Origin of the sequence: Mycobacterium sp. UM_WGJ, assembly GCF_000455125.1 — a bacterium.
Taxonomy (GTDB): Bacteria; Actinomycetota; Actinomycetes; order Mycobacteriales; family Mycobacteriaceae; genus Mycobacterium.
In genome coordinates, this window is record NZ_AUWR01000055.1 from 1 (window position 1) to 20,384 (window position 20,384).

At 68.2% G+C, this 20,384-nt stretch carries 18 protein-coding genes; 8 read left to right on the top strand and 10 right to left on the bottom strand.

The annotated features are described in order from the left end of the window. Positions 1–127 precede the first annotated feature (127 nt). Both N416_RS0116200 and N416_RS0116205 read left to right on the top strand, forming a co-directional pair. A complete protein-coding gene (locus tag N416_RS0116200) occupies positions 128–712 on the top strand; it encodes a DUF3558 family protein (protein WP_024443151.1) in 585 nt (194 codons plus the stop codon). A 4-nt stretch (positions 713–716) separates the two neighbouring features. Further along, positions 717–2,342 carry a CocE/NonD family hydrolase gene (locus tag N416_RS0116205; protein ID WP_024443152.1) on the top strand — a complete coding sequence of 542 codons (1,626 nt, stop codon included), beginning with the start codon at positions 717–719 and terminating at the stop codon, positions 2,340–2,342. Here the strand turns inward: N416_RS0116205 and N416_RS0116210 are convergent. Beyond that, positions 2,313–3,122 (bottom strand): DUF5642 family protein, encoded by an 810-nt coding sequence (locus tag N416_RS0116210; protein WP_231384331.1) that lies wholly within the window; start codon positions 3,120–3,122, stop codon positions 2,313–2,315. The genes N416_RS0116205 and N416_RS0116210 overlap by 30 nt on opposite strands. Beyond that, the gene (locus N416_RS0116215; protein WP_152664892.1) at positions 3,074–3,406 is read right to left on the bottom strand and encodes a hypothetical protein; all 333 of its coding nucleotides are present in this window, start codon (positions 3,404–3,406) and stop codon (positions 3,074–3,076) included. The genes N416_RS0116210 and N416_RS0116215 overlap by 49 nt, the downstream gene beginning before the upstream one ends. 559 nt (positions 3,407–3,965) lie before the next feature. Between N416_RS0116215 and N416_RS0116220 the strand changes: the two genes are divergently transcribed. Beyond that, positions 3,966–4,274 (top strand): hypothetical protein, encoded by a 309-nt coding sequence (locus N416_RS0116220; RefSeq protein WP_024443155.1) that lies wholly within the window; start codon positions 3,966–3,968, stop codon positions 4,272–4,274. A 38-nt stretch (positions 4,275–4,312) separates the two neighbouring features. Here N416_RS0116220 and N416_RS0116225 read toward each other — a convergent pair whose 3' ends face one another. After that, positions 4,313–5,584, bottom strand: coding sequence for a lipase family protein (locus tag N416_RS0116225; protein WP_036458301.1), 1,272 nt, complete (start codon positions 5,582–5,584; stop codon positions 4,313–4,315). Between the two features lie 623 nt (positions 5,585–6,207). On the opposite strand from N416_RS0116225, the gene N416_RS0116230 reads away from it, so the two are divergent. Genes N416_RS0116230 through N416_RS0116245 form a run of 4 tightly spaced genes read left to right on the top strand, consistent with a single transcriptional unit; the run spans position 6,208 to position 10,913 of the window. After that, positions 6,208–7,422: an acyl-CoA dehydrogenase family protein gene (locus tag N416_RS0116230; protein ID WP_024443157.1), complete on the top strand. Its 1,215-nt coding sequence runs from the start codon at positions 6,208–6,210 to the stop codon at positions 7,420–7,422. Then, positions 7,422–8,567: an LLM class flavin-dependent oxidoreductase gene (locus tag N416_RS0116235; protein WP_024443158.1), complete on the top strand. Its 1,146-nt coding sequence runs from the start codon at positions 7,422–7,424 to the stop codon at positions 8,565–8,567. Before N416_RS0116230 ends, N416_RS0116235 begins: the two co-directional genes overlap by 1 nt. A 13-nt stretch (positions 8,568–8,580) precedes the next feature. Then, entirely contained in the window at positions 8,581–9,711 is a 1,131-nt protein-coding gene (sfnG, locus tag N416_RS0116240) for a dimethylsulfone monooxygenase SfnG (protein WP_024443159.1), read from the top strand. Beyond that, positions 9,708–10,913 (top strand): acyl-CoA dehydrogenase family protein, encoded by a 1,206-nt coding sequence (locus N416_RS0116245; protein ID WP_024443160.1) that lies wholly within the window; start codon positions 9,708–9,710, stop codon positions 10,911–10,913. The genes sfnG and N416_RS0116245 overlap by 4 nt, the downstream gene beginning before the upstream one ends. A gap of 13 nt (positions 10,914–10,926) precedes the next feature. On the opposite strand, the gene N416_RS0116250 is transcribed toward N416_RS0116245, so the two are convergent. Continuing rightward, complete coding sequence (locus N416_RS0116250) at positions 10,927–11,478, bottom strand: DUF1802 family protein (RefSeq protein ID WP_024443161.1); 552 nt, start codon at positions 11,476–11,478, stop codon at positions 10,927–10,929. A 33-nt stretch (positions 11,479–11,511) separates the two neighbouring features. On the opposite strand from N416_RS0116250, the gene N416_RS0116255 reads away from it, so the two are divergent. Continuing rightward, the gene (locus N416_RS0116255) at positions 11,512–12,267 is read left to right on the top strand and encodes an enoyl-CoA hydratase (protein WP_024443162.1); all 756 of its coding nucleotides are present in this window, start codon (positions 11,512–11,514) and stop codon (positions 12,265–12,267) included. A gap of 59 nt (positions 12,268–12,326) precedes the next feature. Here N416_RS0116255 and N416_RS0116260 read toward each other — a convergent pair whose 3' ends face one another. From N416_RS0116260 to infB, 6 genes are all read right to left on the bottom strand, one after another. Next, positions 12,327–14,042, bottom strand: coding sequence for a hypothetical protein (locus tag N416_RS0116260; RefSeq protein ID WP_024443163.1), 1,716 nt, complete (start codon positions 14,040–14,042; stop codon positions 12,327–12,329). A 229-nt stretch (positions 14,043–14,271) separates the two neighbouring features. After that, positions 14,272–14,832 carry a sugar O-acetyltransferase gene (locus tag N416_RS0116265; protein WP_024443164.1) on the bottom strand — a complete coding sequence of 187 codons (561 nt, stop codon included), beginning with the start codon at positions 14,830–14,832 and terminating at the stop codon, positions 14,272–14,274. 10 nt (positions 14,833–14,842) lie between these two features. Beyond that, the gene (locus N416_RS0116270) at positions 14,843–16,159 is read right to left on the bottom strand and encodes an MATE family efflux transporter (RefSeq protein ID WP_024443165.1); all 1,317 of its coding nucleotides are present in this window, start codon (positions 16,157–16,159) and stop codon (positions 14,843–14,845) included. Then, on the bottom strand, positions 16,152–17,159 hold the full coding sequence (locus tag N416_RS0116275; protein ID WP_051190292.1) for a bifunctional oligoribonuclease/PAP phosphatase NrnA: 1,008 nt from the start codon (positions 17,157–17,159) through the stop codon (positions 16,152–16,154). Before N416_RS0116275 ends, N416_RS0116270 begins: the two co-directional genes overlap by 8 nt. Further along, positions 17,125–17,604 carry a 30S ribosome-binding factor RbfA gene (gene rbfA / locus N416_RS0116280; RefSeq protein ID WP_024443167.1) on the bottom strand — a complete coding sequence of 160 codons (480 nt, stop codon included), beginning with the start codon at positions 17,602–17,604 and terminating at the stop codon, positions 17,125–17,127. The genes N416_RS0116275 and rbfA overlap by 35 nt, the downstream gene beginning before the upstream one ends. Continuing rightward, the gene (infB, locus tag N416_RS0116285) at positions 17,604–20,375 is read right to left on the bottom strand and encodes a translation initiation factor IF-2 (protein ID WP_024443168.1); all 2,772 of its coding nucleotides are present in this window, start codon (positions 20,373–20,375) and stop codon (positions 17,604–17,606) included. The genes rbfA and infB overlap by 1 nt, the downstream gene beginning before the upstream one ends. Between the last annotated feature and the right edge of the window lie 9 nt (positions 20,376–20,384).

The window sequence follows — 20,384 nt, forward strand, 5'->3', positions numbered from 1 at the left end:
GCCGCGGGTCGTCGCCATCAGGCACCGTAGGTCCGCGGAATTAGAACGTGTTCTCGCCTTCGGGGCGGTGACCGGTGCCACAACTTGTACACTCCCGGCAGAACACCGGGCGGAAGCGAGGAGTGTCATGCTCACCAAACTGCGTCTTATCACCGCCTTGGGGGCGCTGGTGATGGCCGTCGTGATGGTCTGGCAACAGACACCCCCCAGCAATGACGTCGCCGGCAAGTCCGGGGTTCAGTTGCGGTCCACCGCGATGCCGCTGGCACCCCCAACCACCTCGAGCAAAGCGGTCAACCTCACCAACCCGCGCCCGTTCGACGCCTGCGAGGACATCCCCTACGACGTCATCGCACAGTTGGGCCTGGCGTTCACGCCGCCCAAGCCGGTCGAGGGCGTGCGCTGTGAATTCGACGCCGGCAACTACCAGATGGCGGTCGAGACGTTCGTGTGGCGCAGCTACGACGAGTCCATCCCGGCCGATGCGATCGAGATGGACATCAACGGCCACCGGGCGGCGCAGTACTGGGTGATGAAGCCCACCGAGTGGAACAACCGGTGGTGGTTCTCCTGCATGGTGGCGTTCAAGACCAGCTACGGGGTGATCCAGCAGTCGCTGTACTACTCGCCGGTGTACTCCAACCCGGACATGGACTGCCCCACCGAGAACCTGATGCGTGCCCACCAGCTGGCTCCGCACTACAAGTACTGATCGCATGGCCACCAACTCGCCGCGTCTGGCCGATGTCGTGGTGAACCGGGCGCTGCGGCGACTGCCGCCGCCTACCACCGGTTACACCGTGCACCGGGAACAGATCCCGATGCGCGACGGCGTCCAGCTGCGCGCCGACCACTATCAGCCGACCGGCGCCGTGGCCGGCACCCTGCTGGTGCGCTGCCCCTACGGCCGCAAATTCCCGTTCTCGCTGGTGTTCGCCCGGATGTACGCCGCCCGCGGCTACCGGGTGATTCTGCAGAGTGTGCGCGGCACCTTCGGCTCCACCGGTGTGTTCGAGCCGATGGTCAACGAGGCCGCCGACGGCGCCGACACCGTGGCCTGGATGCGCGACCAACCCTGGTTCACCGGGTCGTTCGGCACCATCGGGTTGTCCTATCTGGGCTTCACTCAGTGGGCGTTGCTGGCCGACCCGCCGCCCGAGCTGACCGCGGCGGTCATCACCGTCGGACCGCACGATCTGTACGAGTCGACCTGGGGCAGGGGGGCATTCGCGCTCAACGACTTTCTGGGCTGGAGCCACATGATGGCCCACCAGGAGGTCCGCCCACGGATCAGGGCCGGGGTGGCGCAGCTGACCGCACAGCGCAGGGTCCGACGTGCCGCCGCCGGGTTGCCGCTGGGCGCGGCCGGCCGGACCCTGCTGGGCGGCGGCTCACCGTGGTACGAGTCGTGGGTCGAGCACCCTGATCACGACGACCCGTTCTGGGACACACTGCGTCACCCGGTGGCACTGGAGCAGACCCGGGTTCCGGTACTGCTGCTCAGCGGCTGGCAAGACCTGTTTCTGGACCAGACGCTGACTCAGTATCAGACCCTGCGCGACCGCGGAGCCGAGGTGGCGCTGACCGTCGGCCCGTGGACCCACACCGAGATGCTGACCAAAGGACTGCGTGCGGTCACTACGGAATCCCTGGCCTGGCTCGACACTCACCTGGGCGGCGCCGACCGGGCACCGCGCACCAGCCCGGTGCGCGTCTACGTCACCGGCGGCGGAGGCTGGCGTGACCTTCCGGACTGGGCGCCGGAGTCCACCGGTCACAGCTGGTGGCTGCAGCCCGGCGGGCGACTGGCCGACTCCCCGGTGCCCGACGGTGCGGCAGACTCGGCGAGCTTTCACTTCGACCCCGCGGACCCCACACCGACGGTGGGTGGGCGGCTGCTCGCCCCCGGCGGTGGTTATCAGCGCGACGACGTGCTGGCTCGCCGTGCCGACGTGCTGACCTTCACCGGGGAGCCCCTGACCCAGGATGCCGACGTCTTCGGCAGCCCCGTGGTGGAGCTAGCGCATTCCAGCGACAACCCGCACGTCGACGTGTTCGTCCGGGTCAGCGAGGTCGATGCCCGCGGACGCTCGCGCAACGTCAGCGACGGCTACCTTCGGCTGAACCAGGACGCCGGGATGGTCCGTATCGAGCTGGACCAGATCGCGCACCGCTTCGCGGCCGGATCCCGCATCCGGCTGCTGATCGCCGGCGGCAGCCACCCTCGATACGCCCGCAACTTGGGCACCGGCGAACCGGCGATCAGCGGCGCCGCTCAGCGGCCGGCGAAGCACACGATCGACCTGGCCGGCTCACGGCTGCTGCTGCCCCTGAATCGCTGAGACAGACTTCACCAGCAGGTCTGACATCAGCCGCTGCGGATCCAACTCCTCAGCCGCGCTGCCCATGACGACCACCGACGTTCGGTCGTCGAGCGCCGCCGTGTACAGATAATCGGGATCGGCCTCCGGGTCCGCGACACTCAGCTTCACCCCGGTCGTGGTGACGCCGGCGATGGCGGGCGCCGCCACGCGCTCCACCGATCCGCTGGCCTCCGGCGAACCGGACAGCGAGACCCGGTCGCAGCCGGCCGGATCGGGTGCCGGGGCGATGGGCTCCGGTGATCGCAGCGCGACGACATACATGTTGCCCTGATCGCCCTGCCCGATCACTCCGGCAGCTTCGGTGCCGACCTTCGGGTCGACATAGGGCGGAATGACCACCGACCGGCACTGTGGCGGGTCGACCACGGCGTTGGTGAACGCGGCTACCGCAGACCCGTCGATATCGGACTGCTCCAAGGTCTTTGCCGGGTGCGCCTGCGCGGTGAAGTCCTGCGGAAAGTCGTCGGCCACCGCGCCGACCCGAGAGATGTCGTAGGCGGGGCTTGACTGCGCGACCGGCGCCTGGGTCTGCTCGGCGACGGGCGAGGAGGACGCCGCCGATCCTGCCGGAGCCACTTCGGCACTCGGACCGCACCCGGCGAGGGTTGCCCCCACGCCGAGTGCGGCCAGCAGTACCAGCCCGTTGCCAGCTCTACCACGGTCCAGCCGTGGCTTGGCCGACATCTCGATCACCACCACCACCACCAGCGGTGCCAGAAGTGGTGATGGTGACGCCACCAGTGGTGATGCCGAGCCCACGTCTGCGGCGCGGGCGCCGTATGCCACGTCGCGGCGAACACGGTGTCAGCCGGGGCGCGATCGATCGCGACACGGTTCCCGAACGCGGCGGGGAGGTCGGCCCGCGGGCCGGCCATCTGGACCGCGGCGGGCAGTTGTGCAGCTGCCTCCCCCGGGGCCGCCTGAGCAGGTCCAGCGGCGCCGACCAGCAGTGCCCCGGCGACGGTGCCGGCACTGATCGCTCCGGCGGCCATACGGCGGCACGAATTCCGCGAAATCAACATGATTTCCTCCCTTGTCAAGATTCCCGAAATTATCTTGATATTCGGAGAGTAGCACCGGCGGGGTCGCTCAACAACCGTCGGATTAACAATTTTTTGAGGCTCATGGAATTTCACTGCTGGCGTCAGTGTATTGCGACTTGGCGCATCCTTCGCCCAGGTGAGATGGCCTCTACTGATCTACTGATCCACTGATTCACGGACCTCCGTATTTAATGGGATCATGACAGATCAACCCTGTCTAACATTTCTTTAATGCTACATAAACAATGGCTCGGGAAATTCCCATTCCTTGGTTCTGCGTGCATGCGATCGGGTGGCCGTTCCACGCAGCGCCGGGGCATGCGGCACCGGCGACCCGGATCGTGAGCACCGGACCCTGGCGCTGCTGGCCGCGCTACCTGGTGATCGCCGTGACCGGCGAGAAGCGGGGAAGGCACGTGGGCTCGACGCGACTTGAGACGATCAGTTTCAGGCCACGACGATGCCTGTCACGACGGTTGACGGTCTAGGCTGGCGTGAGTACCAGGGTGAGGTTCCACCGCAACCGAAGGTCCACACAATGAGCACTGCCAGCGATTCCCTCAATAACCGCAGTATCGGCGCCCCGGCCACCGGCTGGGCACCGACCCGCGAGACGGGGATGAAGCCGACTGAGCCAATCCCACTGCGTCAGACCCGAACCCGCCGCACGGTCGATCTGTCGCCGGCCCAACATCGCGGGCTCGACCTGTGGCAGCGCGACGCCGCCGACCGGGTGGGATGCGCTCGCATCACCGGGCAGGAAGTGATGACCGCGCTGATCGACCAACTGCTGGCCGACCCGGAACTCTCGGCACAGATCATTCGGACCCTGAGGTCACGGCGCTAGCATCCACCGGGACCTCAGGGTCCGACTGCGCAGGAGCGTCACTGCGCCAGGATGGCAGAGCAGTTCGAGTGGGTCGGCACACCGTTGAAGCGATCGCTGACCCAGGCCATACTCCGCTCACCGTCGACGAACTGCGGCAGCAGGATATTGATATCCATCTTGTTGAACAGCGGCGGCTGCTCATTGGTCCACAGTTCGACGTCGGCACCCAGCGTGCACCAGTCGCGGGCCGTGTCATGGGCTGCGGTGTAGGGCGCCAACGGGTCCCAGCGGTTGTGCGAGATGTACACCGGCCCCTTGGGCTTGATGTTGCCGACCCGCTGCGAGGCGAAGATCGTCTTCAGGGGCTCAGAGGAGGCGATGGCATTCAGGTCGTCCTTGAACCAGAACTCCAGGTGGCGGAACGCGTAGTCGACGCCGCCCTGCACCAGGCAGGTGTGCCCGCTCCAGTCCAGCATCTGGACACCGCGCGGGGTCAGCGCATCCCAAATGGCTTGTTCGGTTTCGGGATAGGACGCCTGAATGCCGCGCAACAGGTAGCCGGCGAGCACGGCCAAGAAGTTGCCGTCGACGGACGGAATCGCCTCGACCACGTTGGTCATCGGCGCGTTGGCGTACGTGCCCACGACATTGAGTTCAGGCGCGTAGCTCGGTGCGAGCTCGGCGGCCGACAACGACGCCTGCCCGCCGGATGCCCAGCCCCAGAACGCGACCGGGCCGTGCGGGTCCAGCGATGTTCCGGGCAGCTGCTGTGCTGCGCGGGCCGCGTCGATCAGTGCCGTTCCCGCCGCAACCCGATTCAGGAACTGGGGCGACTGCGGGCCGTGGGTGCCCAGCCCGACCCCGTCGGTCACCACGATGGCGAAGCCGCGCGCCAGCAGCGTCGCGATGAAGCCCTCTTCGTAGTTGAAGGTCAGGTCGAACCCCTGTGAGAAGTGGATACCCTGGTCGAGCAGCCGCGACGGGGCGCACTGCTCGCCGACCCCGTACGGGCCGGTCGCGTAGGCGATCAGGGGACGCGGGCCGGTACCCGGCCAGGGCACGTCGGGTTCGATGTAGGCCCCGGTCACCGCGACCGGCTGCGCTTGAGCATCCGTACTGCGGTACATGATTCGCGTTCCGGTCCCGACAAAGGCACCCAGCTGACCAGACGGCTCCAGGACCAGTCGCAGCGGTTCAGTGCGAATCAGGGCGCCCGGCTTCCCGGCCGGAAGCGGTGCCGGCGGCGTGTAGAACGCTTCGTATTTGATGTCGTCGGCCATCGCCACCGGGCCGACCACCGTGGTGAGCGAACCGGCAGCCAGCGCCATCGCCGCCACGGCCGCTACTGTCCGGCGGCTGGATCGCCGACCGGCGGCCGGCGTGCTTGCCGAGGCGGCGGTGCTGCAGTCGGTGCGCGTCCGCCACCGATGGACCACCCTGGACAAGCCATCACGACTAATCGAAATCCTCATTGACTCTTCCTCTTTGGGACGCCGGGGACAGGCCGCACATCAGGACGCGCAAGATCACCGTGCGTCGGACGGTGATTCAGGAGGGAATGAAATGCCAGTCCCGGCCGGCAAGCAACAGGCTGCGCGTTAGCGATCACCGGTCACAAAGCTGTGAACAGCGGCATAGCGTTTGATAACAATTACCGCCACGACGAGTTGAAATTGATGCGGCCGTTAGTTTCCGGCCCGGGCTCGCGCTGCCCCGCCGGCCGGCCCGCTAAGGAGCGCGCCCCCGCCGGGCAGCAGCGGACGCCGGGTCGGGAGTGTGTTTCCGATCACCATGTTTTTTTGACGCGACTGACGCCATCGGCACTGCTCAGCGCCCCGTTCAGCGGGGCGACCTGATTCCGGCCCTGTTGTCCGGCAACAAGTCCGCCGCGTTGTATCCGTGACAGCGCCAGACATCCGGTGTGCCACATAGTTTCTCCAAGGAGTCCCCCATGACCGTCGTCACCGAGCGGCCGGCCACCAGCGGCCAGACCATCGCGCACGTGCTCGCCACCGCTGACCGGGTTGCCGAGGAGCTGCGCGCGACCGCGGCCGAGCGTGACAAGGCGAACGCGACACCGCGCGCCGAGATCGAGCTGCTGCGCACCAACGACCTGCTTCAGATCCAGGAGCCGGTCGAATACGGCGGATCCGGACTGAACTTTGCCCAGTCCGCTCTTGTCACCAGGCGGATCGCCCGAGGCGACACCTCGATCGCCCACCTGCTCGGCTATCACTACGCCCAGACCCGAGTCGCCCAGCTGTTCGGCACGCCCGCGCAGGCCGACGCCCAGTCACGTCGAAACGCCGCCGAGAAGTTGTTCTGGGGCGGCATCCAAAACCCGCGCGGCAGTACAGGACTGGTCTTGACCCGCGACGGTGACGGCTTCCGGCTCAACGGCAGCCGGACCTTCGCCAGCGGCGCCAGCACGGGCGACCAACTCTCGGTCACCGCACTGCTGGACGGGTCACAGGTCTTCCTGTCCCTCGATGCCCGCGGGGGACGACAGGGTTTCACCTTCCTCGATGACTGGGACAACATCGGTCAACGCCTGACGGACTCCGGCGGGGTCCGGGTCGTCGATGCCCGCATCGAACATCACGAGGTGCTCGGTGAGGCACCGTTCATCGGGGGCACCCTCACTCCGTACCAGACGCTGATCACCCCGCACTGGCAGTTGGCCTTCGTCAACTTCTATGTCGGCACCGCCGAGGGCGCGCTCACCGAGGCGTTGGCGTGGACCAGGGCGAACGCCACCCCCTGGGAGTCCTCGGGCGTCGAGAGCGCCACCGACGACCCGTACATCCTGCAGACCGTCGGCGAGCTGGTCAGTCAGGTACGCGCCGCGGCACTGTTGGCCGACCGCGCCGGCGAGGCACTGCAGGCGGCCGTCAACATCGGTCCCGCACTGACCGAGGACCAGCGCGCCGAAGCCGCGATCGCCGTGTACGAGGCGAAGTATCTGTCCACCGAAGTCGGCTTGCAGGCCGCCAGCCGACTGTTCGAGATCCAGGGCGCCCGCGCCACCACCAGCGCCTACGGCTTCGATCGGCATTGGCGCAATCTGCGCACGCACACCTTGCATGACCCGGTCGCGTACAAGGCGCGTGAGGTCGGAGACTGGGTGCTCAACCACCGGCACCCCGAGTTCTCGCTCTACCGCTGATGGCGATCACACTGCACTGGTTCCTGCCCACCAACGGTGATTCCCGCAGCGATCTGAGTCTGGGAAACGCCGTCGGTGCCGCAGGCAGCCGCGTGAACCCTTACGGCGCCGACCGCGCCCCGGACCTGGACTACCTGCGTCTGGTCGCCGGAGCCGCGGAGCAGTTGGGGTTCACCGGGGCGCTGACCCCGACCAGCAGCTGGTGCGAGGACGCCTGGGTGTTCACCGCCGCGCTCAGCCAACTCACCAAGCGGTTCAAGTTCCTGGTGGCCTTCCGTCCGGGGCTGCAGGCGCCGACGCTGGCAGCCCAGGCGGCGGCGACCTTCCAGCGGGTTTCAGGGGGCCGGCTGCTACTCAACGTCGTCACCGGCGGTGACGATGCTGAGCAGCGGCGGTTCGGCGACGACTTGGACAAGACCGCCCGCTATGCCCGTGCCGCCGAGTTTCTCACCGTCTTCCGGCAGCTGTGGACGGGAGATCCGGTCACGTTTCACGGCGATCACCTCTTCGTGGAAGATGCGACCATCGTGCCCGCGGCGACCTGGCCGGAGATCTATCTCGGCGGGTCCTCGGCCGCGGCGATCGACGTCGCCGCCGAGCACGCCGATGTCTACCTGACCTGGGGCGAACCACCAGACCAGGTCGCCGACAAGCTCGACGCGGTTCGCCGGCGGGTCAAGGACGTGGGTTCAGCCCGGGCGGCCGCCGGCGAGCTGCGGTTCGGAATCCGGCTGCATGTCATCAGCCGGCCCACCGCAGCCGAGGCGTGGGCCCAAGCCGACCGATTGCTGGCCGGACTCAGCCCAGAGCAGATCCAACGTGCCCAGCAGATCCAACAGAAGTCCGGGTCGGAGGGCCAGCGACGGATGACCGCGCTGCACGGTGGGCGGACCGACCAACTCGAAGTGTCGCCCAACCTATGGGCCGGTGTGGGCCTGGTCCGCGGCGGCGCCGGAACCGCACTGGTGGGTAGCCACGAGGAGGTCGCCGACCGCATCGAGGAGTACTACCACCTGGGGCTGGACGAGTTCGTCCTGTCCGGCTATCCGCACCTGGAGGAGTCCTTCTCGTTCGGGGAGGGCGTGGTGCCGATTCTGGCCGAACGGGGCCTGCTCGCGAACCCCGTCACCGCACTGACAACGTAAGGAAGACAAGGCAATGCCGACCCACGCCCCCACGCCGCTGAGCTTCGCCTATTGGGTTCCCAACGTCAGCGGTGGGCTGGTGACCTCGACGATTGAGCAACGCACCGACTGGAGCTACGACTACAACGTCGCCCTGGCCCGGATCGCCGAAGAAGCCGGCTTTGAGTACGCATTGACACAGGTCCGCTACACGGCGAGCTACAGCGCCGAATATCAGCACGAGTCCACCAGTTTCAGCCTGGCCCTGCTGCTGGCCACCGAGCGGCTCAAGGTGATCGCCGCGGTGCACCCGGGGATGTGGCAGCCGGGAGTGCTGGCGAAGTGGCTGGCGACCGCCGACCATCTGTCCAACGGGCGGGTGGCGGTCAACGTCGTCAGCGGCTGGCTCAAGGACGAGTTCACCAAGCTTGGCGAACCGTGGCTCGAGCACGACGAACGCTACCGGCGCAGTGCTGAATTCATCCAGGCGCTGCGGGAGATCTGGACCAAGGACCGGGCCAATCTGGCCGGCGACTTCTACCGGATCCGCGACTTCAAACTGCAGCCCAAGCCGCTTTCCTGGGAGGGCCGACCCCACCCGGAGATCTTCCAGGGCGGCAACTCCACCGCAGCCCGCAACAACGGCGGTCGCTATTCGGACTGGTACTTCTCCAACGGCAACGACTTCGACGGAGTCACCGCGCAGTTGGCCGACCTTCGTCGGGTCGCGGCCGATTCCGGTCGCGCCGAGCCGCCCCGCTTCGGTCTCAACGGCTTCGTCATTGTGCGCGACACCGAATCGGAGGCCAAAGAGGTGCTGCGAGAGATCATCGCCAAAGCCGACGTTCGCGCGGTCGAGGGTTTCGGTGCGGCGGTGCGCCAAGCCGGCGCGTCGACCGCAGACCAGCGGGGCATGTGGGCGAACTCCACCTTCGAAGACTTGGTGCAGTACAACGACGGCTTCCGCACCCAGTTGATCGGCACCGCCGAACAGGTTGCCGAGCGCATCGTCGCCTACCGGAAGCTGGGCGTGAATCTGATCTTGGCCGGGTTCCTGCACTTCCAGGAGGAAGTCGAGGCGTTCGGCCGGAACGTGCTGCCGCTGGTGCGCGAACTGGAAGCACATGCCGGGTTGGCGCCGGTACCTGAGCCGGCACTGCCGTGACGGCTGGCACCACGGTGCGACTCGGCAGCCACACCGAAGCCGTCGCGGCCGCAAAAGCCTTCGCCGACGCGATACGCCCCGGCGGGGCCGACCGCGATCGGGCTGGGGGCGTTCCGCACACCGAACTCGCCGCGTTCGACCGCTCCGGCCTGCCGGCGATCACAGTTCCCGTCGCCGACGGCGGATCCGGCCTGGGACCGGTGACTCTGGCCGAGGTGATCAGCACGATCGCCGCCGCCGATCCGGCGCTGGCGCAGATTCCGCAGGGCCACTTCCTGGCGGTCGACATCTTGCGTCTGCTGGGTACTGCCGACCAGCGCCGGACACTGCTGGGCGCGGTGACCGAGGGTGGCCGCATCGCGCCGGTGCTGGCCGAACGCGGCGGCACCCACGCGCTCGACCTGAAGACCCGTCTGGTCGCCGATGGACCAAGCTGGCGCCTGGAGGGCGTCAAGTACTACAGCACCGGCGCCATCACCGCCCGCTGGTTGGCCGCCAGCGCACTGGACCCCGACGGCCGGTTGGTGCTGGCACTGGTCGAGCGCGACCGGGCAGGGGTCAGCATCGGCGAGGACTGGTCCGCGATGGGACAGCGCTCCACCGTCAGCGGCACAACAACTTTCGACGGGGTACGCGTCGATGCGGGTTTCGTCGTGCCGTACGGAACGGCGTTCAGCGAGCCGCAACTGCTCGGGGCGCGAGCGCAGCTGGTGCACGCGGCCATCGAAGCCGGGATCGCGCAGGGGGCGCTGGCCGATGCCGCAGAGTTCGTCCGGACTCGCAGCCGGCCGTTCTTCGAGGCGTACCGCGCCGACCATGCGCCGACCGCCGCCGAGGATCCCAACATCCGGTTGCGGTTCGGCCGGTTGGCCACCCGCAGCCGTGCCGCCGTGCAACTGCTGCGCTGGGCAGCTGACGTCCTCGAGGAGTTGGGCCTGGTCCCGGCCGGTCCCGACACCGCCGCACACGGGTCGATCGCGGTTGCCCAGGCCAAGGCGTTCGCCAGCGACGTGGCCGTCGACGTGGCCAACGAGCTGTTCGCGTTGACCGGGGCCAGCGGAACCGACCTCAAGCACGGATTGGATCGGCATTGGCGCAACGCTCGCACACACAGCGTGCACGATCCGGTCGACTGGAAGTACCACCACATCGGGGCATGGGAACTCGCCGCTGTTCGGCCGCCCAACCACGCCCAGATCTGACCCGCCGGGCAGCTCAGCCGAGAGTGTCACGGACCCGGGCGGTCACCGCCTCGAGCTGTTCGTCGGCGAATACCGGGGCACCCAGCTCAGGGTCGTCGATGGCTAGCCGTACCCAGCTGGCGCAGCCGGCATACTCGGGTCGGCGCGGCAGCCACACCGGTGCCGACAGCGGGAACACCTGGATCACCAGCGCCGTCAGCCGATGTTTGGGCCGGAAATCCAACCGATCCGCGCGCACCGATTCAGCGGTCCAGATGTGCAGGTCCGCAATGTCCTCGAGCGCCTCGGGCCGCTCTACGGGCAGCGCTGCAACGACTTTGGCCGCGGCCCGAACCAGCACCTGCTCCGCGGTGGAATCGGCGGCCGCCGGTGCGAGCAGATCGCGATGTTCGGGACGGACCCGTTCGGCGTGGCTGTGTACCGAGGTGGGAAACAGCAAGAACTCGTCGGCGCTGACGTCGAAACGCTTCTCGTGAATACCGCCTTTACGCAGCAGGATTCGTTGCCGGCCGGCCCGCAGCGCGGCAATGACAGCGCTCCACTCCTTCAATGCCATACCGTGCATTCCGCTCAGCGTAGCTGGGGCTACGGTGAACCGGTGAGTGACGACATTCTGCTGGTCAAGACACAGGACCGCATCCGCACCCTTACCCTCAACCGCCCGCAGGCCCGCAACGCGCTGTCCGGTGCGCTGCGTGCGGCCATCTTCAGCGCGCTGGCCGACGCCGACGCCGATGACGACGTCGACGTGCTGATCCTGACCGGCGCGGATCCGGTGTTCTGCGCCGGGTTGGACCTCAAGGAGTTCGGCGGATCCACTGCAGTGCCGGACATTTCCCCGCAGTGGCCCCCGATGACCAAACCGGTGATCGGTGCCATCAACGGTGCGGCAGTCACCGGCGGGCTCGAGTTGGCGCTGTACTGCGACGTCCTGATCGCCTCCGAGCAGGCCCGATTCGCCGACACCCACGCCCGGGTGGGCTTGCTGCCGTCCTGGGGCCTCAGTGTCCGACTCCCCCAGAAGGTAGGCGTGGGCTTGGCCCGCCGGATGAGCCTGACCGGCGATTACCTGTCGGCCGCCGACGCGCTGCGGGCCGGGTTGGTCACCGAAGTGGTGCCGCATGACGAGTTGCTGCCCGCTGCGAGTCGGGTGGCGGCCGCGATCGTCGGCAACAACCAAGCCGCGGTACGGGCGCTGCTGGCTTCCTATCACCGCATCGACGAGTCGCAGACCGCCACCGGACTCTGGATCGAGGCGATGGCGGCCAAGCAGTGGCTGAAAACCGTGACCGGCGCGGACGTCGCCGCCAACCGGGCGGCCGTACTGGAACGTGGGCGCGCCCAGGTGCAGTGACAAACACGTCCCGGACGGAGCTTGGGCACCGTCCGGGACGCGTTTGGTGAGGCGCACTGCTAGAAGTCGAGACCCAGGAACGCAGCGCCCGGGTCCAACAACGCCGAGGCGTCGAAGCCACCGAACAACCCGCTCAGGTCGACGTCGCCGAACGGGGTGACGAATGTGTCGGTGACGGTGCTGTCGGCGCCGTCCAGACCGGGGATGGCCGAGTAGACGTTGGCGAAACCGCCACCGAGGTTCAGCACGCTGTACACCGAACCCAGCACCGGCAGGTCCGCTGCGTCGCCATCACCGGGCGTCACACCATCGATGACGAACTCGGTGGTGGTCAGGCCCAACAACTGGGTGACGGTCTCCTGCGCGTGCGCGGTGCCGAGCAGGTCCGTGCCGTCAAAGATGTTGAAGTCCTGCGAGGTGATCGGGAGCGGGAAGAAGGTGCCCCCGAGGTCGAGGCCGGGCGTGCCACCGCCGATGTTGAGGAACGGCAGCGCTCCGACCGTCTGGAAGACCGGCGCGAATCCCGGGGTGACGTCGGCCCCGGACCCGGTGAACGGGTCGAAGGTGGTGCCATCGATGGTGAAGGCGTCCTGGCCCACGGCGCTGTCACTCAGGGCGCCGAACGCCGCTCCCGGATCCAGGCTGATCCCGCTGGCCATGCCGCTGAAGATCGAGCTCAGATCCATGCTGCCGAACGGCGTCACCAACGTGTCGGTGACGGTGCCGTTCTCACCCGGGGTGGCGACGTAGACGTTCGCGAAACCGCCACCGAAGTTGAACGCGTCGTAGATCGTTCCCGCCGACGGCAGGCCGTCGCCGGTCTCCGATCCGTCGGTGACGACCAGCTGGGTGTTGGTCATGCCGAACAGGTCGGTCACGTCCACCGCGGTGTTGATAGTGCCGATCTGAGTGGCGTCGTCGCCGGTGCCGCTGAACACGGTGAAGTCCTGCGAGGCGAGCCCGTTTCCATGGGTGCTCGGGTCTCCCAGCGATGCGCCGCCGATACTCAGGAACGGCCCCGCACCACCGAGTGCGGCGATCGGGTTGAAGCCCTCCTGCGCGGATCCACCGGTTCCGGTGAACGGATCCAGCGTGAGACCGCCGATGGCGAACGCATCCTCGCCGCCGCCCGACGCTCCGGCCTGCAGCGCAGCGAAGGCGTCGCCCGGCTGCAGCGGGTCCGCCGCGTTGATGCCGGCGAACATCGAGCTCAGATCCATGTCTCCGAAAGGCGTCACGAATGTGTCGGTGACGGTGCCGTCCGCACCCGGGGTGGCGACGTAGACATTCGCGAACCCGCCACCGAAGTTGAACACGTCATAGACCGCGCCTGACGTGGGCAGATCCGCTGCCGTCTCGCCGGATGCCGCGTCGACGTCCGTGACGGTGAACTCGGTGTTGGTGAAGCCCGCAAGGTTTGTCACGACCACGCTGGAAGTGACGCTACCCAGGTTGGTCCCGTCGGCCCCGAACACCGCGAAGTCTTGCGGCGCGGTGGGCACCAGGCCTCCTGGGCTACCGCCGCCCAAGGTCAGCAGTGGCGCAGAGCCGGTCAGCGGATGCACCAGGGAGAATCCCTCCTGCGCCGAGGATCCGGTTCCTGTGAACGGGTCGAACGTGAAGCCGCCGATCGTGAAGGCGTCGGCACCGGTGGCGCTCGGCGCGACAGCGTTGTCGCCGGGGCCTGCCACGGCGACCGCCGCCTGTAGGAACGCCGCAGTAAGCAGTCCGCCACCAGTGGCCAGACCTGCGACGATCAGTCGGTAGTGCATCATTCTGAGCTTCCCCATCTCTGTCGTTTTCCCAAGCCAGTGGGTTACACCGCCAGTGTCAGGCGTGTGCAACTGGTAACAACGCGCAGAACGCTACCCGCGAGTAACCTAGATGTATAGATCGTCTGTCTATGCTTTTTCTGCCAATCGGCTGGACAAATAGAACGCCCCGGCGGCAGTGGACCTTCGTCGCCGGCGGTCTCCTGCTCAGCGCAGGCGTGGGCGGTCTGGGCTAGCCGATCCGCCGAAGCACCCGGCACGGATTTCCGGCCGCGAGCACGCCGCCAGGCAAATCCCGGGTCACCACGCTGCCGGCCCCCACGACCGTGTCGGATCCGATCGACACACCGGGGCACACGATCACCCCCGCTGCCAGCCACACGTTGTCGCCCAGTGTGATCGGAGCGGCCGATTCCCAGCCCGACCGTCGCGCACCGATGTCATCCACCGGGTGCAATGCCGTCACCAGCTGGACGCGGGGGCCGACCGATACATGGTCCCCCAGGGTGATGGGCGCGCAGTCCAGAAAGACCGCGTCGTAGTTGATGAAACAGTTGGCGCCGATGCTGATGTATATCCCGTAGTCGCAACAGAATCGGGGCAAAATCTCCGAGTTCGCCCCGAACGATCCGAGCAGTTCGCCCAGCAGCTCACGGCGGGCGTCTTCGTCGTCTGCCCCGGTGGCGTTGAACGCCGCCACCACGCGCTGACATGCCCGCCGACCGGCGACGAGGTCCGGGTCGTCGGGCCGATACGGCGCCCCGCGCAGCATCCGTTCCCGCTGACCGCTCACGCAACCGATCCTACGGCCGTCCGGCCCGCACCCAGCGCCCGGAAAGCGCTCGCCACCCGACGAACAGCAACCGCAGCACCAGAGAAGCCGTCAGCCCCGACCAGATTCCGGCAAGCCCCCAGCCGAAGGCCAACGACAGCCACACCAGCGGCAGGAAACCGACCAGCGCGCTGATCACCGTGGCGGTGCGCATGAATGCCGTGTCGCCCGCCCCCAACAACACGCCATCGAGGGCGAAAACAATTCCTGCAATGGGCAATTGGGCCACCAGAAACCACCACGGCACCCCGACCGCGGCCAGCACCGCATCATCGTTGGTGAACAATCCGGGCAGGACGCGCGCCCCGAGGGCCAGTAACCCTGCCAGCACGGAGGCAGCGGCCACGGAGAACAGCGTGACGCGGACGGCCACCGTCTTGGCGTGTCGGGCATCGGATGCACCCAGCGCCGCGCCCACCAAGGCCTGCGCGGCGATCGCCAGCGAATCAAGGGCCAACGCCAGGAAGTTGAACAGCTGCAACACGATCTGATGGGCAGCCAACGCTGCGGCCCCGAATCGCGCCGCGACCGCGGCGGCCGACAGAAAGCTGGCCTGGAATGCCAGCGATCGTGCGATGAGATCGCGTCCCATGACCAGTTGCGCCCGTAGCACGCCGCCATCAAGCTTGCATGGCACCGGTTCGCGGTGCAGGGCCCGCAGGAACAACAGCGCAGCAATCCACTGGCCCGCACAGTTGGCCACCGCTGAGCCGGCCAGACCCCAGCACGGCATGCCCAGCCAGCCGAAGACCAGCAGCGGGCACAGCAGCGCCGAAACCGCAAAGCCCGCAATCACATAGCGCGGGGGTCTCGCCATGTCCTGCACACCACGCAGCCATCCGTTTCCGGCCAGCGACACCAGAATCGCCGGTGCGCCAAGGATCGCAATTCGCAGCCACGGCAAGGCGGCCTGGGCGATCGCGTCACGCCCGGCGACAGCCGAGACCAGCGGCACCGCCGCGACCTGGATCACTACGATGATCAGCGCCCCCAGGCCAAGGGCCAGCCAGGTGGCCTGTACCCCCTCGGCGACCGCGGCGGGACGATCGCCGGCACCGAAGTGCCGCGACGATCGCGCCGTCGTTCCGTAGGACAGGAAGGTGGCCTGCGAGGCGACCAGACTCAGGATCATCCCGCCTATCGCCAGACCAGCCAGGCCCAGGGCACCGAGGCGGCCGACGACAGCGGTGTCGAACAACAGGTACAGCGGTTCGGCGGCCAACACCACCAGCGCGGGCAGGGCCAGTGCCGCGATCCGTTTGGTTCCGGCGCCGGATTCGTCAGCCAAGGCCGGCAACCAGGGCGGCAACCACGTCTGCCGCCGTGCCGCTGACCGTGTATCCGGCGGCCAGCCGGTGCCCGCCGCCGCCGAATGCCACAGCCACGGCACTCAGGTCCACCGCGGACTTGGCGCGCATCGACACCGCCCAGCATCCCGGCGCGGTCTCCTTGAGCACGGCCGCCACCTCGGCTTGCGCGGCGGTGCGCACGATGTCGACGATGCTCTCCACCTCCTCGGGCCGCGCCGCAGTCCACTCGGCATGGTCGACCACCGCATAGACCAGCCCGCGCCCGCCCGCCGCGCCCGGCAGCAGTCGCGCACCGGACAGCACCCGCGACAGCATCGTCAGCCAGCTGAACGGGTGGGTGTCCATCACGGTCCGGGCGACCGCCGCATTGTCGACTCCGGCCTCCACCAGCCGCGCCGCCAGCCGATGCGCGCGGGGACTGGCCCACCGGAACGACCCGGTGTCGGTGATCAGCCCCGCATACAGGCAGTGCGCCACGTCCGCATCGATCGGCTCGCCCCAGGCATCGATCAGGTCAGCCACCATCATGGTGGTCGAATCCGCTGATGCGTCAACGAAATTGGCGGTGCCGAACAACTTATTGGACGCGTGATGGTCGATGACCAGCAGCTCCCGTCCCACGGCCAGCTGCCCCAACTCCCCGAGCCGATCCGCGCTCGAGACATCGACGGTCACCACCAGATCGACGTCGCGGCACATCACGTCGGCACCGACCAGCAACTCGCCACACGGCAACGACTGCAGCGACTGCGGCAACGCCGCGGGCCGGGCGAAACCGACCTCGACCGCCTTGCCGCGCCGTCGCAGGACCGAGGCCAGCGCCAGCCCCGCACCGATGGTGTCGGCGTCGGGATGCACATGACAGATCACCGCCAGCGTGCTCGCACCCGCCAGCAGTTCCACGGCCCCGGCGGCGTCGACCCGCCGGCCCGTGGGCAGCGGGTCAGTCGCCCGACTGCTCACCGTCACCGCTGTCATCGGCACCTGCTTGTCCAGGTGCCTCGCGATACGGGTTGGGGTCTCCGACCGGCTGCTTGCCCTCCCGTATCCGGGCCAGGTCGGCGTCGGCGGCCTGCGCTGCGGCCAGCAATTCCGACATCCGATGGGCGGCATCGGGCACGGTGTCCCGCACGAACGTCAGGGTCGGGGTGAACCGAACCCCGGTGCCTGCGCCCACCTTGGAACGCAGCACCCCCTTGGCGCCCTCCAACGCGGCAGCGGCACCGCCGTAGTCGGGATCCTCGTCCAGGGACCGACCCAGCACCGTGTAGTACAGGGTCGCGTCATGTAAGTCAGCGGTCACCTTCGCGTCGGTGATCGTCACGCCGGCCAGCCGCGGATCCTTGATCTCATACTCGATCGCCGAGGCGACGATCGTGGAGATCCGCTTGGCCAGCCGGCGTGCCCGTGCCGGGTCAGCCACTACGTCCGCGCCTTCTCGACGAGCTCGTAGGCCTGGATGACATCGCCTTCCTTGATGTCGTTGTAGGTCAGCGTCAGACCACACTCGTAGCCGTCGCGGACCTCGGTGACATCGTCCTTCTCCCGCCGCAGCGAGGAGATAGTGACGGTCTCGGCGATCACCACGTTGTCACGCAGCAGCCGCGCCTTGGCGTTGCGACGCATAAGACCGGAGGTGACCAGACAGCCCGCGATGTTGCCCACCTTGGAGGAGCGGAACATGGCGCGAATCTCGGCCCGCCCCAGCTCCTTCTCCTCGTAGATCGGCTTGAGCATGCCCTTGAGCGCGCTTTCGATCTCTTCGATGGCCTGGTAGATGACCGAGTAGTACCGGATCTCCACACCTTCGCGGTTGGCCAGCTCGGTAGCCTTGCCCTCCGCCCGCACGTTGAACCCGATGATGATCGCGTCCGACGCCGATGCCAGGTTGACGTTGGTCTCGGTGATGCCACCGACACCGCGGTCGATGACCCGCAGCTGCACCTCGTCGTCGATCTGGATTCCCATCAAGGCCTCTTCCAGGGCCTCGACGGTACCGGCGTTGTCGCCCTTGAGGATCAGGTTCAGCTGGCTGGTTTCCTTCAGCGCCGAGTCCAGGTCCTCCAGCGAGATCCGCTTGCGCGAGCGCGCCGCCAGCGCATTGCGCTTACGCGCGCTGCGCTTGTCGGCGATCTGGCGAGCGATGCGGTCCTCGTCGACCACCAGCAGGTTGTCGCCGGCGCCCGGCACCGAGGTGAACCCGATGACCTGGACGGGCCGCGACGGCAACGCCTCGTCGACGTCGTCGCCGTGCTCGTCGACCATGCGCCGCACCCGGCCGTAGGCGTCGCCGGCGACGATCGAGTCGCCGACCCGCAGCGTTCCGCGCTGGATCAGCACGGTGGCCACCGGGCCGCGGCCGCGGTCGAGGTGAGCCTCGATCGCGACACCCTGAGCCTCCATGTCGGGGTTGGCCCGCAGGTCCAGGGCGGCGTCAGCGGTCAACAGCACCGCCTCCTCCAGGGCCGCGATGTTGGTGCCCTGCTTGGCGGAGATGTCGACGAACATGGTGTCGCCGCCGAAGTCCTCGGCAACCAGCCCATACTCGGTGAGCTGCCCCCGGATCTTGGCCGGGTCGGCACCTTCTTTGTCGATCTTGTTGACCGCCACCACGATCGGTACGTCAGCGGCCTGGGCGTGGTTGATGGCCTCCACCGTCTGGGGCATCACACCGTCGTCGGCGGCCACCACCAGGATCGCGATGTCGGTGGCCTTGGCGCCACGGGCACGCATGGCGGTGAACGCCTCGTGACCGGGGGTGTCGATGAACGTGATCAGACGCTCGGAGCCGTCGAAGTCGACCGAGACCTGGTAGGCACCGATGTGCTGGGTGATGCCGCCGGCCTCGCCCTCGCGGACGTTGGCCTTGCGGATGGTGTCCAGCAGTCGGGTCTTGCCGTGGTCGACGTGACCCATGACGGTCACCACCGGCGGCCTGCTCTGTAGGTCGTCTTCGCCGCCCTCGTCCTCGCCGTAGGTCAGATCGAACGACTCCAGCAGCTCGCGGTCCTCGTCTTCGGGCGAGACCACCTGGACCACGAAGTTCATCTCGCTGCCCAGCAGCTCGAGCGTCTCGTCACCGACCGACTGGGTGGCGGTGACCATCTCACCGAGGTTGAACAGCGCCTGCACCAGGGCAGCCGGATTGGCGTCGATCTTCTCGGCGAAATCGCTCAGCGATGCGCCGCGGGCCAGCCGGATGGTCTCACCGTTGCCGTGCGGCAACCGCACACCACCGACGACCGGGGCCTGCATGTTCTCGTACTCGGCGCGTTTCGCCCGCTTCGACTTGCGGCCTCGCTTGGGTGCACCGCCGGGGCGGCCGAAGGCACCGGCCGCGCCACCGCGCTGGCCGGGACGACCGCCGCCGCCACCACCGCCGGGACGACCCCGAAAACCGCCGGCGCCGGCGCCTGCGGGGCCACCTCCGCCACCGGGACCGCCGGCCCCGCCGCCGCGGTAGTTACCACCGGGACCGCCACCGGGACCGCCCGGACGACCGCCGGGGGCACCGGGCCGGCCACCGCCGCCGGGACGCGGCGGACCGCCGGGACGCGCCGGACGACCCTGTGCGCCGAAGTTGCTGGAGCGTCCGGGCATGTTGCCCGGTGTCGCGCCGCCGCCGGGCCGCGGCATGCCGGGCCTGGGCGCTCCACCCGGGCGGGGCGCCTGCGGGTGCGGACGCGGGATGGCGCGCTCGACGGGCTGCGCCGAGGAGAACGGGTTGTTTCCGACGCGCGGGGTGCGGGCGCCGGGCTTGGGGCCCGGTGCTGCCGGCCGGGGGCCGGGCGCGGGCGGAGCCGCCGGGGAGGGTGCTGCAGCTGCCGGCGGCGGGGTCTCTGCCGCGGGCGCGGGCGGAGCCGCTGGAGCTGCCGGGGCTGCCGGCTTGGCGGCCGCGGGCGCGGCGGGCTTGGCGGCCTCACCGTCAGCCGCCGGGGCCGGTGCCGGCTTGGCCGGTCCCGGAGTCGCCGCCGGGGCCGGAGCGGTCTTGGCGGGCGCTGGGGCTGCGGCCGCTTCGGCCTTGGGCGCGGGCTTGCCGCCGCCGAAGGACTCGCGCAGGCGCCGCGCGACGGGGGCTTCCACGGTTGAGGATGCCGATTTTACGAATTCGCCCTGCTCGCTCAGGCGGGCGAGAACTTCCTTGCTGGTGACACCGAGTTCCTTGGCCAACTCGTGTACGCGGGCCTTTGCCACTACATCTCC